At 29.1% G+C, this 15,911-nt stretch carries 17 protein-coding genes and 1 pseudogene; 14 read left to right on the forward strand and 4 right to left on the reverse strand.

Translation table 11 applies throughout. The features are described 5' to 3' along the window. Positions 1-63: 63 nt before the first annotated feature. Positions 64-624 carry a CD3072 family TudS-related putative desulfidase gene (locus KQI41_RS06320; protein WP_216585033.1) on the reverse strand — a complete coding sequence of 187 codons (561 nt, stop codon included), beginning with the start codon at positions 622-624 and terminating at the stop codon, positions 64-66. 212 nt (positions 625-836) lie between these two features. Here KQI41_RS06320 and KQI41_RS06325 point away from each other — a divergent pair, with 212 nt between their 5' ends. From KQI41_RS06325 to KQI41_RS06335, 3 genes are all read left to right on the forward strand, one after another. Next, positions 837-1,145 carry a winged helix-turn-helix transcriptional regulator gene (locus KQI41_RS06325; RefSeq protein ID WP_154442880.1) on the forward strand — a complete coding sequence of 103 codons (309 nt, stop codon included), beginning with the start codon at positions 837-839 and terminating at the stop codon, positions 1,143-1,145. 174 nt (positions 1,146-1,319) lie between these two features. After that, positions 1,320-2,021: a pirin family protein gene (locus KQI41_RS06330; protein WP_216585034.1), complete on the forward strand. Its 702-nt coding sequence runs from the start codon at positions 1,320-1,322 to the stop codon at positions 2,019-2,021. Between the two features lie 15 nt (positions 2,022-2,036). Beyond that, entirely contained in the window at positions 2,037-2,636 is a 600-nt protein-coding gene (locus KQI41_RS06335) for a nitroreductase family protein (RefSeq protein WP_154442879.1), read from the forward strand. A 66-nt stretch (positions 2,637-2,702) separates the two neighbouring features. On the opposite strand, the gene KQI41_RS06340 is transcribed toward KQI41_RS06335, so the two are convergent. From KQI41_RS06340 to KQI41_RS06350, 3 genes are all read right to left on the reverse strand, one after another. After that, complete coding sequence (locus tag KQI41_RS06340; RefSeq protein WP_342366189.1) at positions 2,703-3,347, reverse strand: DMT family transporter; 645 nt, start codon at positions 3,345-3,347, stop codon at positions 2,703-2,705. 159 nt (positions 3,348-3,506) lie between these two features. Continuing rightward, the gene (locus KQI41_RS06345; RefSeq protein ID WP_195838080.1) at positions 3,507-4,604 is read right to left on the reverse strand and encodes an IS4 family transposase; all 1,098 of its coding nucleotides are present in this window, start codon (positions 4,602-4,604) and stop codon (positions 3,507-3,509) included. Positions 4,605-4,708: 104 nt separating this feature from the next. Further along, a complete protein-coding gene (locus KQI41_RS06350) occupies positions 4,709-4,951 on the reverse strand; it encodes an EamA family transporter (RefSeq protein ID WP_216585036.1) in 243 nt (80 codons plus the stop codon). A 327-nt stretch (positions 4,952-5,278) separates the two neighbouring features. Between KQI41_RS06350 and KQI41_RS06355 the strand changes: the two genes are divergently transcribed. The 11 genes and pseudogenes from KQI41_RS06355 to KQI41_RS06405 all read left to right on the forward strand — a co-directional run bounded on the left by KQI41_RS06355 (position 5,279) and on the right by KQI41_RS06405 (position 15,821). Then, positions 5,279-8,713, forward strand: a complete 3,435-nt coding sequence (locus KQI41_RS06355) for a pyruvate carboxylase (protein ID WP_154442877.1) — start codon at positions 5,279-5,281, stop codon at positions 8,711-8,713. Positions 8,714-9,062: 349 nt separating this feature from the next. Continuing rightward, positions 9,063-9,230 (forward strand): annotated as a pseudogene (locus KQI41_RS06360) (hypothetical protein); the annotation flags it as partial. Positions 9,231-9,423: 193 nt separating this feature from the next. Next, complete coding sequence (locus KQI41_RS06365; RefSeq protein ID WP_154442876.1) at positions 9,424-9,612, forward strand: hypothetical protein; 189 nt, start codon at positions 9,424-9,426, stop codon at positions 9,610-9,612. A gap of 146 nt (positions 9,613-9,758) precedes the next feature. After that, on the forward strand, positions 9,759-10,619 hold the full coding sequence (dpsA, locus tag KQI41_RS06370; RefSeq protein WP_154442875.1) for a dipicolinate synthase subunit DpsA: 861 nt from the start codon (positions 9,759-9,761) through the stop codon (positions 10,617-10,619). 2 nt (positions 10,620-10,621) lie between these two features. Beyond that, positions 10,622-11,200, forward strand: coding sequence for a dipicolinate synthase subunit B (locus KQI41_RS06375; protein ID WP_154442874.1), 579 nt, complete (start codon positions 10,622-10,624; stop codon positions 11,198-11,200). 119 nt (positions 11,201-11,319) lie between these two features. Beyond that, entirely contained in the window at positions 11,320-11,808 is a 489-nt protein-coding gene (locus KQI41_RS06380) for a YkvA family protein (protein WP_216585037.1), read from the forward strand. Continuing rightward, positions 11,777-12,205, forward strand: coding sequence for a hypothetical protein (locus KQI41_RS06385; RefSeq protein ID WP_216585038.1), 429 nt, complete (start codon positions 11,777-11,779; stop codon positions 12,203-12,205). Before KQI41_RS06380 ends, KQI41_RS06385 begins: the two co-directional genes overlap by 32 nt. Positions 12,206-12,348: 143 nt before the next feature. Then, entirely contained in the window at positions 12,349-13,230 is an 882-nt protein-coding gene (locus tag KQI41_RS06390) for a YitT family protein (protein WP_154441975.1), read from the forward strand. Between the two features lie 205 nt (positions 13,231-13,435). Then, positions 13,436-13,573, forward strand: a complete 138-nt coding sequence (locus KQI41_RS06395) for a hypothetical protein (protein WP_154441977.1) — start codon at positions 13,436-13,438, stop codon at positions 13,571-13,573. Positions 13,574-13,703: 130 nt separating this feature from the next. Next, the gene (locus tag KQI41_RS06400) at positions 13,704-14,387 is read left to right on the forward strand and encodes a response regulator transcription factor (protein ID WP_154441979.1); all 684 of its coding nucleotides are present in this window, start codon (positions 13,704-13,706) and stop codon (positions 14,385-14,387) included. A gap of 18 nt (positions 14,388-14,405) precedes the next feature. Beyond that, the gene (locus KQI41_RS06405) at positions 14,406-15,821 is read left to right on the forward strand and encodes a sensor histidine kinase (RefSeq protein ID WP_195838025.1); all 1,416 of its coding nucleotides are present in this window, start codon (positions 14,406-14,408) and stop codon (positions 15,819-15,821) included. Positions 15,822-15,911 lie beyond the last annotated feature (90 nt).

Here is a 15,911-nt window from a genome sequence, read left to right on the forward strand (position 1 = left end):
AATTGACTTATTTAAACATACCCCTGTCAACTTGACAAGGGTATGTTTAATTTATGTTGATTTTTATAATGATTTTTTTATTTGATCTATTATTGACACTAAATTTTCTTTATGAAAATCTATCATAGGTATGTCCAAATTGTGATTTTCAAATATTTTATATATTTCTTCCATAAATATTCCACTATCTTCTATACTAGAAATAGTATTTATGATACCTTGTATATCAGGGTTAGATCCTATTTCTCCACCCCAATTACCTGAACAAGTTTTATAGATGCCACAAGTAGGGCTTCCATATATTCCCATTAAAGAGACTATTTCAAAACCATTAGATTGATACTCTAATATTTGTTCTAAGACCGGTTCAAATAAGTCGCGACATATTTTTCTATAATGGGGATGATCATATTGTTCTTTTACTTGGCCCCATCTCTTTAGACCATAGCCTTTCAACTCAGGACAAGAAAGCTGAATAATTCCAATCTCATTATCTAAGAGAAATTTTAAAAAATCCATAGTATTTAATTCCGTTATTTTTTCATATTTATCCCATTTTTTTACTTTAGAATATTCATTTAATATGCAATGAGATAATATAATTACCTTTTTAGCTTTAGTCATTTAATCACTCCTATTTACTTTATCAGGCAATTAGGCCAAGCTTCATTATATGTTTTGTTAAAAAAATAGTCAAATTGAAAAATATTATAGATAAGTAAGGGTTTATTAGTAAAGTTAACTAAAAACTATAACTTGTAATAAAGAGTATAATATAATAATATACTTACTATTTTCAACTAAAGGTGATATACTATTAGTAGGTGGTGAGTCAAATGGAAAAGTATCATTTATGTCCAAAGTTTGAAGATGCTTTTGAATTATTAGGTAAAAGATGGACTGGATTAATTATAAGAACATTGCTAAATGGACAAAAGCGTTTTACAGATATATCTGCATCTATACCAAATATGAGTGCAAGAATGCTTACAGAAAGGTTCAAAGAGCTAGAGCAAGAAGGAATAGTAGTACGAAAGGTCTATCCAGAAACACCAGTAAGAATTGAATATGAACTTACAGAAAAAGGAAAAGCACTGCAAACTGTTATGGATGAAATCCAGAATTGGGCTGAAAAGTGGAGCTAATATATAAAAAATCCTCTAATTATTAGGGGATTTTTTATTTTTAATTTTTTAAAAATATGCTTGACATATAAAATTATATATGTAATAATAAAAACATAGCAAGTAATTAAAAGTAAGTTAATAATAAATAGGGAATTAGTATAAAAAAATAATTAAATTGAAAGAGGTGGAAATGTGTTAAGAAAATTAGATAGTACAAATATGGGCAGATCTGACTTAGGATGGTTACAAAGTATATTTCATTTTTCATTTTCATCATACTATAATGTGGATAATATGAATTTTGGGGTATTAAGAGTAATAAATGACGATTTAGTTAAAGCAAATACAGGATTTGAAATGCACCCTCATAAGGATATGGAGATAATATCCTATGTAGTAGATGGAGAATTGACACATGGAGATAGTATGGGAAATAAAAATACTATTACTAGGGGTCACGTACAATATATGAGTGCAGGAACAGGCATATATCATAGTGAACATAACTTAGGAAAAACAACATCAAGATTTTTACAAATATGGATACATCCAGATAAAAAAGGACTTGAGCCAAACTATGGTGACTATAAATTCCAATGGGAAAATAGAAAAAATAAATGGCTTCAAATAGTATCAAGTACCGATGGAGATGGATCAATTAAGATTTACCAAGATGCAAATATATATGTATTAGAGCTAGATGAAAATAAAGAAATTGATTTTAAAGTCAATGAAGAAAGACAGGCGTATTTAGTACAAATAGAAGGAAGTGCAGAAATAAATAATATTTTGTTAAACAACAGAGATGCTTTGGAAATAGTGGAGGAAGATATAGTAATAAAATCAAAGGAAAAGTCTCATATTATAATTATAGAAATGAAAAAATCAAATTAACTGGAGGAATAGAAAATGGCAAAGAATTTTTATGAAGCAGTAGAACAAAGAAGGTCATATTATGGAATTAGTAAAGATATAGTATTATCTGATGAAAGAATTCAAGAAATAATAGAACATGCAGTAAAACATACACCATCAGCATTTAACTCACAAACTACAAGGGTAATTTTATTATTAGGTGAACATCATACAAAATTATGGCATATTACTAAGGAAGCCCTTAGAAAAATTGTACCTGCTGAAAAGTTTTCATCTACAGATGAAAAAATCAACTCCTTTGATGCTGGATATGGTACAATATTATTCTTTGAAGACAATAGTATAGTAGAATATTTACAAAATGAATTTCCAACATATAAAGATAATTTTCCAATATGGTCACAACATACAAGTGGAATGCACCAATTTGTAATATGGACAGCATTAGAATCAGAAGGATATGGAGCATCACTTCAACATTACAATGAACTTATTGAAGCAGATGTAAAAGAAGAATGGAATGTGCCTAGTAGTTGGAAACTAATAGCTCAAATGCCATTTGGTAAGCCAACAGATGAGCCAGGAGAAAAAGAGTTTAAACCATTAGAGGAAAGAGTTAAGATATATAAATAATATAGAAAAATACCTTATGATTAAATCATAAGGTATTTTTTATAATGAATAGGAAAGCATTATTGTTTATTTCTCAAAAAAAGAAATTATTATAACTCCTAATAATATAAATAAAATTCCAAGGAATGTTTTTATTCCAAAACTTTCATCTAATAATAATACTCCTATAATTACACTTGTAATAGGTTCAAAGGTACTTAAAATAGATGTATTTTGAGGTCCTATTGCCTTAATACCAAATTGAAAGAGAGTTACTCCAAATCCTACTGATAAGGATAATAATAATGCCATTATCCATCCTAGGGGTTTCATGTTTATAACAAATGTTTTAGTTATAAGACTAAAAATTAGCATCATAATTGCTGCAATTAAGCAAAGATAAAATGTTAATTTAATGGTACTAATTTTCTTTAAGTCGCTTTTATCCAGATATACAGTATAGAAAGCAAAGGTAATACTGGACATAAAAGAAAGAAATATTCCAGTGAAATCAGTATTTCCTTTGCCATCAAAAAACATTAGAACTCCAAACAAACAGAGTATAACTGCAATTAATTTTGGAATGCTTGGTTTTTCTTTAAAAAATAATATACAGCCTAGTATTACAAAAACTGGATATATAAAATGAATAGTTGTTGCCATACCAGATGGAATATAATTATAGGATAGATATAGTAACAAAGCTGTTGCTCCATATCCCAAAGTAGCCACAAGGGTACTAGTGTTGCATTAATGTAAAATTTAAGCTTTGACAAAATGGATGCTCTAAATACAGCATCCATTTTGTCAATATTATACTATATATCATATATTTACCATCTATTACGTATGGAAAACCAAGGCTAGAAAAGAAATACTTTTTTTAAAAGCTTAACCACTTAATAAATTTAAAACTGATGATTCTTCTAATAAATTTACTTCAATTATTCTACTTATTGAAATCATAGAAGATTTAATTTTCATTCTTGTCTTTAATAAAGCTAGTATTACATAAGATATTAATGCTGAATATATTTGTATTTTAACAGCATTTTGATTATGGCCTAACCATTTCTTTATTTTTAAGTTTTGCTTAACCCATTTAAAGAAAAGTTCTATTTTCCATCTCAATCTATATAATTCCATAATTTCTTCAGCTTCTATATCAAATACATTTGTAAGAAATCTTATTTCTTTCCCCTCTTCATCAAAGGTTAGAATTTCTCTATATTTATTATGTGTTTTATTTTTACTGTAATCAGTTCCTAAGGTGATTTCAGCATCAAATACTAATTCGTTCTCAACATAAGTTGATCTTATTTCCTCAATTACAGCATTAGTATTTTGTCTTGTAATGAACTTATATCCATTGTCAGTCAAATTATCATACCAATTATAATTATAGTAACCTCTATCAAAGAGATATAATGTATCCTTATCATCAAAAAAGTCATCAATACACTTTCTATCATTAATTTTTGCAGGTACAATATTTACTTTTTCAGGTAGGCTTTGAGATATATTCAATAAAGTACTAATCTTTATTCCTGATGACTTACCTTCAAAAAATAATTCAGGTGCTAAAGAGGAAGCTATTGTAATAACTGTTGAATCAAAAGCCTTAATTTCTTTAAATTTTTCATTAGATTTCTTAATTCCTAACTCCTTTTTAGCCATATTTATCATGCTATAATAAAGTTCTTCAAATATTCTATAGTCTCTATTGGCATTCTTCCTTGAAAGTTGTGAAAGGCTTGGAACATTAACTGTTCGTTGTAATTTTGGACTATAATTTAATTTATCAATTAAGCCTCTTAAGCTTTTCGTATTACTTAACTGAAGATAAAGCATGGAAAAAACATGAGATTTAGTGTTAAAATGTTGAATCCTATAATCTGAATTATATTTATTAATTATATAATTTAACTTATTTCCATTTATTACTTCTATTAATTTACTAAAAACTGTTTTATTATTATATTGAACCATAAAAAAGAACCCCATTTCATTGTTTTCTAGTCAAAAACAATTTAACACAAGGGGTTCTTTTTTTCATTATATAAATTTTTCCATGTCAACCTGTAATTATTTCTTTAATGCAACACTAGTACCACAAGGGTTATTTTTTTAAATTCCTCTTTTTCAATTTTTAAAGTTTCCTTGCCATCTTTTTTAATTAATAGATATAAAAAAGGAAGTATTAATAAAAATCTTAAAAATGCTAAGCTTGTGGCATTACCACCAGATTCATAAACAAACTTAGCCATTAAAGGCATACTTCCAAAAATAGTAGCAGAAACAATTACTGCTAAAATTCCCTTGGATTTAGTATTCATAAAAGTTCCCTCCATATAATGTCATATTTCTAGTATATATAATTTTTTTATTATAAACAATTAATATATCTTTAAAGCATGAAAATTCAAAAGTAATAATTCTATAAATTGCAAGAATGAAACAATTAACTTGCAGAAATATATTGAAGTTATTAAAGATATATGCTAAAATTGTTTAAAACATTAGCAAGATGAAAGTTTTAATAAAAGTTTTGTCAATTGTATTGGTGAATTTTTTATAAAAACATAGGAAAAAAGAATTGTGAATAAGTTAAAGAGGCTGTAATTATTTTTATAAAAAATTATGATTAACCATGGAGGTGTAACATGAAAAAGAAATTTAAGAAGGTTTTAGTTGCAAATAGGGGAGAAATTGCCATAAGAATATTTAGAGCTTGTAGTGAACTTGGAATAAGAACTGTGGCTATTTACTCCAATGAAGATAAAAATTCCTTGTTTAGAACAAAAGCTGATGAGTCTTATTTGATTGGCAGAAACAAAGGAGCAATAGAGGCATATTTAAATATAGATGAAATTATTAAATTAGCATTAAAAAAAGGAGTAGATGCAATACATCCAGGATATGGATTTCTATCTGAGAATCCAGAATTTGCAAGAAAATGTAAAGAAGTAGGTATTGAGTTTATAGGACCAACTTATGAGATGATGGATAGTCTAGGAGATAAAATAAGGTCTAAAAAAGTAGCACATAGTGTAGGAGTTCCAACTATTCCAGGAATTGAAAAAGCTGTAGCTTCTGAGGAGGAAGCAATAGAGTTTGCTAATTATGCAGGATACCCTATAATACTAAAAGCTACCGCTGGTGGAGGTGGTAGAGGCATGAGAGTAGTAAAAGATGAAAAGAATTTAATAAGGGAATATCATAGTGCAAAAAATGAGGCTAAGAAGGCTTTTGGTATAGATGATATATTTATTGAAAAATATCTTGAGAAACCAAAGCATATAGAGGTTCAAATCTTAGGGGATAAATATGGAAATATAGTTCATTTATTTGAGAGGGATTGTTCCATACAAAGAAGGCACCAAAAGGTTATTGAATATACTCCTGCATTCTCTATTACAGAGAAACAAAGAAAAAACATATGTGATGATGCAGTTAAAATAGCAAAGGCCGTTAAGTATTGGAATGCTGGAACAGTTGAATTTTTGTTAGACAAACATGGAAACCACTATTTCATTGAAGTGAACCCTAGGATACAGGTAGAACATACTGTATCTGAAATGGTTACTGGAATTGATATAGTACAGTCTCAAATTTTAATAGCTGAAGGATATTCTTTAGATTCTAATGAAATAGGAATAAAAGGACAGGAAAGTATAGAAGTGAGGGGCTATGCTATACAATGTAGAGTTACTACAGAAGATCCATTAAACAACTTTGCTCCTGATACAGGAAATATTGATATATATAGAACTGGATCTGGATTTGGAATTAGACTTGATGGAGGTAGTGGCTTTACAGGTGCAAATATTAGTCCTTATTATGATAGTCTTTTGGTGAAGGTAACTTCTTGGTCTAGAACTTTTGAAGATACTACAAGGAAAGTTAAAAGAGCATTAAAGGAGTTAAAGGTTAGAGGAGTAAAAACAAATATTCCTTTTTTAATAAATGTATTAAATCACGAAGAATTTTTAAAAGGTAAATGTGATACTGGATTTATTTCCAATAACCCAGAGTTATTTGATATTACAGCAAAAACTGATATTGAATTAAAGATTCTAAATTTCATAGGGGAAAAGGTGGTAAATGAAACAAATGGTGATAAACCAGATTTTGATATTCCAAATATACCTAAAGTTGTTAGACCTGAAAGACAATATGGTACTAAACAAATTTTAGATGAAAAGGGTCCGAAAGGTTTAGCAGAATGGATTAAAGACAAAGAATCTCTATTGATAACAGATACAACTTTAAGAGATGCTCATCAATCTTTAATGGCTACTAGAATGAGAACTGATGATATGTATAAGATTTCTAAGGCCCTTTCAGTATTAGGAAATGATTTGTTTTCTTTAGAAATGTGGGGAGGAGCAACCTTTGATGTTGCCTATAGATTTTTAAATGAATCTCCTTGGGATAGGTTGGAAGTTTTAAGAAAGAAGATACCTAATATATTATTCCAAATGCTTCTAAGAGGGTCCAATGGCGTAGGATATAGAAATTATCCTGATAATGTTATTAGAGAGTTTGTAAAGGAATCGGCAGAAAAAGGAATAGATATATTTAGAATATTTGATTCACTTAATTGGCTGAAAGGTATGGAAGTGGCCATAGATGAAGTATTAAAAGTAGGTAAAGTAGCAGAGGCCTGCATATGTTATACAGGAGATATATTGGATAAAAGCAAAACTAAATATGATTTGGACTATTATATAAAGACTGCTAAGGAAATAGAAAAAACAGGAGCTCATATATTAGGAATTAAAGATATGTCTTCCTTATTAAAACCTCAAGCAGCCTATGAACTAGTTAAGGCATTAAAATCTGAAATTAAAATACCTATACATCTTCATACCCATGATACCAGTGGAAATGGAATAGCAACAGTACTAATGGCAGCTCATGCTGGCGTAGATATTGTAGATACTGCCTTTAATAGTATGGCTGGACTAACATCTCAACCTGCATTAAACTCAGTAGTTGCGGCTTTGGAGCATACAGATAGAAGCACAGGGCTCAATTTAGATGATTTACAAATTATATCTGATTATTGGAGTAGTGTTAGACCAATATATAGTAAATTTGAATCTGGACTAAAGTCAGAAACAGCAGAAATATATAAATATGAGATTCCAGGAGGTCAATATTCCAATCTTAAGCCACAGGTGGATAGCTTTGGTTTGGGTCATAGATTTGATGATGTGAAGGAAATGTATAGAGTTGTAAATGAAATTCTAGGAGATATTGTAAAGGTAACACCTACTTCTAAAGTTGTAGGAGATATGGCTATATTTATGGTGCAAAACGATTTAACTCCAGAAAACATCTATGATAAAGCCAAGGATATGGCATTCCCAGATTCAGTAGTATCATATTTCCAAGGTATGATGGGGCAACCAATGGGAGGATTTCCTGAAAAACTTCAAAAACTAGTATTAAAAGGAGAAGAACCCATTACTTGCAGACCTGGAGAATTGCTTCTGCCTGAAGACTTTAAAAAAATTGAAAAGTATTTAAGTGAGAAGTATAATATGGTTCCGCAAAGAAAAGACTTATTATCTTATTCTCTATATCCTAAGGTTTTTGAGGATTATCTAAAGTATGTTGAAGAGCATGGAGATTTTAGTAGGATGGGAAGTCATATATTCTTCTATGGTTTAAGGGAAGGTGAAACAGGGGAAATAGAAGTAGAAGAAGGTAAGACTTTAATTATCAAGTTCCTTGAAATAGGTAGATTAGATGATAAAGGATATAGAACTTTATATTTTGAAGTCAATGATAGTAGAAGGGCTATAAAGATACTTGATAAGGCAAGTAATATTGTAAAAGAAGGATTAGTTACAACACAGATGGCAGATTCTGAAAATAAATTAGAAATTGGAGCAAGTATCCCAGGAGTTGTAGCAAAGATTTTAGTAAAGGTTGGTGACAAGGTTACGGAGGGACAATTAGTTGCAATAATTGAAGCTATGAAGATGGAAACCCAAATTACTGCGGCCACTGGTGGAATTATAAGTTCAATAGTTGTTAAAGAAGGGCAAAATGTAGAGGCTGGAGAACTATTGCTGAGATTGGAATAGAAAATATAAAAGGTTAGACTAATTAATTAGTTTAACCTTTTAATAATTTGTTTTGAAAAAGTATAGCAAGATTAAAGTATATAAAAGTTGTAGATGAATCTTTTATAATTGGACTAAATTAACAAACCTTTATATTATAAGGTTTTATCTAAGTTGGTCTATTTTTGTGTTATAAATTATAAAGAAGCTTTTATATGAAACTCAGAAGTAAGTGAGAACCTTCTTAATTTGTTATAAAAAACATGAACATAACTAGAGGTTATTACAATATATACATGAGAAGCTGATTTATATATAAGTTTTCTTAAATTTAAAGACATCATAAGAATGGGGAAGGAGGGACAAACATCAAGCAGATGATTTATATCAAGAACCCTTTTTAAAACCCATAGAGTTATGTCACAAAATAGATAGAAACAAAAATCCAAAGAGCTTTCTTATAGCTATTGCAGCAAATATAATGTATAGAATTATGGAATGTGATGATATAGAAGTTTTTGCAGACAGGGGAGATTAGTATTAATACAGACTATGAAGGAATTAATGCTTTATTTGACTTGCCCATAGATCCATCAAAAGGAAATTATGAGGAAGCAGAGAAGTACATTCAGACATTGTGAAGAGATGATGAAGAAGTATTAAATGAAGAATTTCCAGAGATAGAAGAACTATTAAAAGATGCCGTATTAATACCAGAATGTGTACAGAAAGTGGTTCCAGACAAAGATGGCATGATTGATTACTACTTTGCTGAACATAAACTTAGGGCAGATATTAATAGTTTATTTGAAGAAGGTCAAGTAGGTTTCTCTAATAGCAGATTTATGGATGAAGAAAATATACTTGTTTTTTCAAGGGATATTGATGGAGTCATTACAGTTATGACCTACAGAAAATAAAAATTAAGGAAGTTTTAAATGGGAAAAGTCTTAATGTTTTTACATTAAGGCTTTTTCTATTTATAGAGATATACAAGCACCTTAAATATTTATATACATAATATATATTAGTCTCTAAATAGTAAACAAAATATTGGAGGGATCATATGAAAATAGTTGTATTAGGTGGAGATAGGAGAAGTATTAAATTGGCAGAATTATTAAAATATGATGGCTATAATGTTCAAGTATTTGGTTTTGATAGATCAGAGGTCAATTCACTAAAATTTAGTGAAAATCTTTATTATGCCATTGAAAATGCAAAAATAATTATAGGACCACTTCCTTGTTCTGAAGATAATATTTTATTAAATACACCATTATATTCAGAGAACATAAAAATAGATGAAGTATTTGAATATATGACAGATGAACAAATTTTTATAGCGGGAAAAATATCTGATGAAGTACTCAAAAAAGCTAAAGCGAACAATATACTCACTATAGATTTATTCAATAGAGAAGAAATGACAGTTTTAAATTCGATACCTACAGCAGAAGGTGCAATTGAAATAGCCATGAAAGAAATGGATATTACTCTTCATGATTCTAAGGCTATGATTTTAGGCTTTGGAAGAATAGGAAAGATTTTAGCCAAGATGCTGCAAGGAATAGGGGCAAAAGTATATGTTGAAGCTAGAAATTATGCAGATTTAGGATGGATACACAGTTATGGATATAATCCAGTACATTTAGATAAAATGAAAGACTTAATTGGGGAAATGGATGTAGTATTTAATACGATTCCTAGTATGATTTTAACTGAAGAGGTTTTATTAGAATTGAATAAAGACGCATTAGTAGTTGATTTAGCCTCTAAACCAGGAGGAGTGGATTTTGAAAAGGCAAAGGACCTTGGAATCAAAACCATTTGGGCTTTGGGACTACCAGGTAAAACAGCACCTACAACAGCAGCTGGGATTTTGAAGAATACTATTTATAATATTATTGAGGAATTGGGGGTATAACTATGTTGTTAAATGGAATAAAAGTAGGTTTGGCTATTACAGGTTCATTTTGTACATTTGATACCATATTAGTTGAAATAGAAAGATTAGTTGAAGAAGGGGCAGATGTATATCCAATAATGTCCTATAATGCAAGTAGTTTTGATACTAGATTTGGTTTAGCAGAAGATTGGAAAAATAGGATAGTGGAATTAACAGGAAAAGATATTATAGAAACAATACAAGATGCTGAAGGAATAGGACCCAAGAATTATCTTGATATAATAGTTGTAGCGCCATGTACAGGAAATACCTTAGCAAAACTGGCAAATGCAATTACAGATACACCAGTATGTATGGCGTTTAAGGCTCATTTGAGAAACAATAAACCTGCAATAGTTGCCATATCCACCAATGATGGACTTAGTGGTAATGCAAAAAATATAGGAGTTTTGCTAGATAAGAAAAACGTATACTTTGTACCATTTGGCCAAGATGATGCCATAAATAAAATTAATTCACTAATTGCTCATTATGATATGATAGTACCTACTATTATAGAAGCATTAAAAGATAAACAAATACAGCCATTGTTGGTATAAGTAATTAAGGAAGTCTAGATATCTAGACTTCCTTAATAAATTTTATATAAAATATTGGATAAAAAGTCTAAAAGAATAGTATAATTAAGATAAGGAAAAAGAATAAATGGAGGATAAAAATGAAAATAGACTTTGAAGAAATAATAAGAAAATTAGAGTCAAAAGCAAATACAATTTATTTTGATACAGATAAGCTTAAACAACTTTTAATTACAGCTAAAGAAAAGGCAGAGGGAAATAAACAGTTAATGGAGATTTGGGAGGATTTAAAACTAATTATTGATTTGGTCAAAGATTGGATAAAAGGAGATTATAAGGAACTATCAAAGACTTCTGTAATAATGATAATAATATCATTATTATATTTAGTAAATCCCTTGGATTTAGTGCCAGACTTTTTACCCGGAGGATTTATTGATGATTTAGCTGTAATAGCATATGTGATTAAGAAGATTTCAGATGAATTAAAAACTTATAAACAATGGCGAAGTATAAACAAAACAGATGAAACCATAGAAATGAAGGCAGAATTTGTAGATGATACAGCAGATGTAGAAGACATAGATGATATATTAAATGAAGATGAAGATACTGATGAAGAAATTTGATTTAGATGAATTGTACTGGGGGGATTGGAAGGAGTTACTAGAAAACTCCAATAAGTTAGAGGAGCTATTTCTTTATATTGAAGACTATGATTCTAGAAGTGTAGAAGAATTATCCCAAATATTAAAACTATATAGCAATCCCTCGGGAGTATTTACAATTGAGTTTGCAGATATAGTTGCTGAACTATATAAAAGCGATAAAATAAAATTTATGAAGGCTTTAAATTTAGTTCAAGATGAAGCCATTAACCTTGTATATATCTTTAGAAACTTACAAATATTTTCAGATGGAGATGAAGAACTAAAAGAAGTACTTAGCAAAGAGAATCTATCACAGAATGAGATAGATACAGCTAGTATATTTTATCAGATGTATAAAAACATATGTAGTTCTTGAGTGTAAAAAAGAGAGAAGGATTCTCTCTTTTTTTACTATTTAAGATATGATTGATTATATTTTGCTTATAAGGTAATATAGTAGATGGAATAATATATAATATATAAAGCATTAAATAAAACATAGAAATAAGGAGTTCATAAATGAAAACAAGCAAAATGGAAAAGTCAATATTAGGAAAACCTAAAGAAATATGTACGAAAGTATTTTTTATAGTTTTAGGTAATTTATTATGTGCCTTGGCAATTAATTTATTCTTTGTACCCAATGGATTATTAAGTGGAGGCGTTGGTGGGATTGCAATTATGATTCAATATTTAACAAATTTACCTACGGGAATATCTGTATTCTTAATGAATTTACCATTGTTTGTATTAGGGGCTAAAATGTTAGATAGAAAATTTGTAGTATATGCCTTTATATCCATGATAGTGTTTTCTTCTTGGCTGACTATAACAAAGGGATTTTCAAAATATTTTATAATAGACGACATATTCCTCGGGTCAGTTTTTGGAGCAGTATTTAATGGAATTGGTATGGGACTAATGTTTAGACATGGAACTTGTCAAGGAGGATTTGATGTAATAGCTGCAATCCTTAAAAGGAAGTATAATATGAATATTGGAACAGGATTGATGATGGCAAATACTATTATAATTTCACTTTCATCTTTATTATTTGGATATAAATCTGCAATGTATACCTTAATAGCAATGTATGCTGGGTATCAAATACTTGATAAGGTACAAATTGGATTTAATATACAAAAAAATGTTATAATTGTATCAGAAAGGTCTCAAGAATTATCTCTTGCTATTATAGAAAGAATACACAGAGGAGTTACTCTCCTAAAGGGTCAAGGAGGATATACTCATGAAGATAGAAATATTATATATTGTACTCTTACCTCTAGAGAAATTGCAAAGCTAAAAGAAATAGTAAATGATGTAGACCCCAAAGCATTCTTTACTATAACCGATGTAGTAGAAGTAAAGGGAAAAGGATTTAAAACAGCAGAAATATAATAACAAATTATTAGTTTTAATTTATAAAAAGAAATAAAATAATGTAAAGATAATTATAAGGGATGTCCTACGACATCCCTTTACAATTGTCTTTATTATTTTATTAAAGCTTAGTGATTTTTTTATCAAAGTTTGATATAATATAAACAAATGGAAGCATTTTATTTAATGAATATCATAATATGTTTATATAGGGGGTGGAAATATGGCTGCATCCGTAACAGCAGTTAAGTTTATATGTAAGGACTGTGGGCATATCTGGGATGAGAACTATGAAGAAGGTATAAGTTGTCTAAAGTGTCATTCTGAGAACACCGAAGAAATAAGTAGAACGAGATATTGATCAAGAGGGTAGATAATACTACCCTCTTTTTTCATACTTATATCTATAAAATTTATCACATAACTAACACATTGAAGATTTATAATATAGATAAGGAAGGATTTCCTAGAAGATATATAGGAGGAGTTTTATGTTTAGGATACTTGTTGTAGATGATGAGGAGAGAATTCGAGAGGTTATCAGAGAGTATGGAGAATTTGAAGGACATCAAGTGTTAGAAGCCAAAGATGGAATGGAAGCTGTGAATATATGTAAAGAACAAGATTTTGATGTTATAGTAATGGATATAATGATGCCTAAATTAGATGGTTTTTCTGCTTATAAGGAGATTAAAAAGATAAAGAATATACCTGTACTTATGCTCTCTGCACGGGGAGAAGAATATGATAAATTATTTGGTTTTGAAATAGGAATTGATGATTATGTAGTAAAGCCTTTTTCACCCAAAGAAATTATGGCTAGGCTAAATGTAATTGTTAGCCGTAATAAGAAAATACAAAATGATAGCAATTCTAATGAAATATATGAATTTGATGGTCTTGTAATTGATATGCTAGGAAGAAATGTGTTTGTTGATGAAGTAAAAGTAGATATGACTCCAAAGGAATATGAGTTATTATTTTATTTGGTTAAAAATAAGAACGTTGCTTTGACTAGGGATAAATTATTAAATGAGGTCTGGGGGTATGATTTCTTTGGTGATTATAGAACCATTGATACCCATATAAAAATGCTTAGAAATAGTATAGAACCATATAGGGATTTTATTGTAACCTTAAGAGGATTAGGATATAAATTTGAATATATAAAATAAATAGAAATGGTGGTAATTTTGAAAAATAGATTAGATGTAAACAGTCTAAAATTTAAATTGTGGACATATTTTGTTTTATTTGCAGCAACTATTATGACCATATTATGGCTTCTTCAAATTGTATTTTTAAATACCTATTATAAGTCAATGAAGACTAATGAGATTAAGAAAATTGGAGACAGCCTAGTAGTAGAATATGGAAAGGATGATTTTGAAGATATTATTTATACAATATCCTTCAGTAAAGGGCTAATTATTCAGATACTAAATGAAGATGGTGTTCCAATATTTCCTATGAATACATCCTTTGACCCTAGACCTCCTAAATTTGATTTTATGGAATCAAGGAAATTTATAGATAAATTAGAGAAAGAAGATCAAGAAAAAATTTTATATACTACAGAAGATTTCAGATTAGGAAGACCAACCATAGTTTATGGTGCTGTATTACAAGGGCAGAATGGAGAAAATCTATATTTATACATCAATGGATTATTAGATCCCATAGATTCCACTACTTTTGTTTTAAAAAATCAGCTTATTATAGTAACTATAATATCCTTGCTATTATCATTGGGATTATCATTTATTATTGCATCTAAAATATCTAAACCTATTACCCAAGTAACCAATGCGGCATCAGTTTTGGCTAAAGGTAATTATAATATTGTGTTTGAAAAAGGTGATTATACAGAAATAGATAATCTAGTTTCTACGTTAAATTACACTACAAAGGAACTATCGAAAGTTGAAGAACTAAGAAGAGAGTTAATTTCAAATGTATCCCATGATTTAAGGACACCACTTACATTAATAAAATCTTATGCAGAGATGATAAGAGATATATCAGGCGATAATCCAGAAAAACGAAAGTCTCATGTAAACGTAATTATAGATGAATCAGATAGACTGACTACACTTGTTAATGATATTTTAGATTTATCTAAGGTTGAGGCAAATCTTAGTCAGATGAATCATGAAGAATTTGATGTAGTTGGGACTACGAAGGATATTTTAAAGAGATTTTTAATTCTTGAAGAAAAAGAAGGATTTACTTTTATTCTAAACTGTGATGATGAAGTAAAAGTATGTGGTGATGAGAAAAAAATAGAGCAAGTAATTTATAATCTAATTAGTAATGCCGTGAATTTCACTGGAGATGATAAGTCGGTATTTATAAATATTAAAGATGTTGGCAGTTATATTAAATATGAAGTAAAAGATACAGGAAAAGGAATTCCTAAAGAAGAGTTAGATCACATATGGGATAGATACTATATGGTAGGTAAAAACCATAAGCGGGCAGTAATAGGGACTGGGCTAGGACTTTCTATTGTCAAAAATATATTGATGGCTCATAACTCAGATTTTGGGGTGGAAAGTTATACTAACCAAGGAACCATATTTTGGTTTCAATTAAAAGCTAATAAATAAATATAACCATAAAAGATAAGATTTGATATGATACTTCCAAAGTAGACAGTCTAATTAATTAAAATTAGACTGTCTACTTGGAGGTATTTT

It is taken from the genome of Tissierella pigra, assembly GCF_018917845.1.
Classification (GTDB): Bacteria; Bacillota; Clostridia; order Tissierellales; family Tissierellaceae; genus Tissierella; species Tissierella pigra.

Excerpts from the sequence above, each read along its gene's own strand:
- KQI41_RS06380 (WP_216585037.1), top strand. The coding sequence starts at position 11,320 with ATGAAAATAGACTTTGAAGAAATAATAAGAAAATTAGAGTCAAAAGCA.
- dpsA (WP_154442875.1), top strand. The coding sequence starts at position 9,759 with ATGAAAATAGTTGTATTAGGTGGAGATAGGAGAAGTATTAAATTGGCA.
- KQI41_RS06345 (WP_195838080.1), bottom strand. The coding sequence starts at position 4,604 with ATGGTTCAATATAATAATAAAACAGTTTTTAGTAAATTAATAGAAGTA.
- KQI41_RS06375 (WP_154442874.1), top strand. The coding sequence starts at position 10,622 with ATGTTGTTAAATGGAATAAAAGTAGGTTTGGCTATTACAGGTTCATTT.
- KQI41_RS06385 (WP_216585038.1), top strand. The coding sequence starts at position 11,777 with ATGAAGATGAAGATACTGATGAAGAAATTTGATTTAGATGAATTGTAC.
- KQI41_RS06325 (WP_154442880.1), top strand. The coding sequence starts at position 837 with ATGGAAAAGTATCATTTATGTCCAAAGTTTGAAGATGCTTTTGAATTA.
- KQI41_RS06390 (WP_154441975.1), top strand. The coding sequence starts at position 12,349 with ATGAAAACAAGCAAAATGGAAAAGTCAATATTAGGAAAACCTAAAGAA.
- KQI41_RS06355 (WP_154442877.1), top strand. The coding sequence starts at position 5,279 with ATGAAAAAGAAATTTAAGAAGGTTTTAGTTGCAAATAGGGGAGAAATT.
- KQI41_RS06320 (WP_216585033.1), bottom strand. The coding sequence starts at position 624 with ATGACTAAAGCTAAAAAGGTAATTATATTATCTCATTGCATATTAAAT.
- KQI41_RS06400 (WP_154441979.1), top strand. The coding sequence starts at position 13,704 with ATGTTTAGGATACTTGTTGTAGATGATGAGGAGAGAATTCGAGAGGTT.
- KQI41_RS06335 (WP_154442879.1), top strand. The coding sequence starts at position 2,037 with ATGGCAAAGAATTTTTATGAAGCAGTAGAACAAAGAAGGTCATATTAT.
- KQI41_RS06395 (WP_154441977.1), top strand. The coding sequence starts at position 13,436 with ATGGCTGCATCCGTAACAGCAGTTAAGTTTATATGTAAGGACTGTGGG.
- KQI41_RS06350 (WP_216585036.1), bottom strand. The coding sequence starts at position 4,951 with ATGAATACTAAATCCAAGGGAATTTTAGCAGTAATTGTTTCTGCTACT.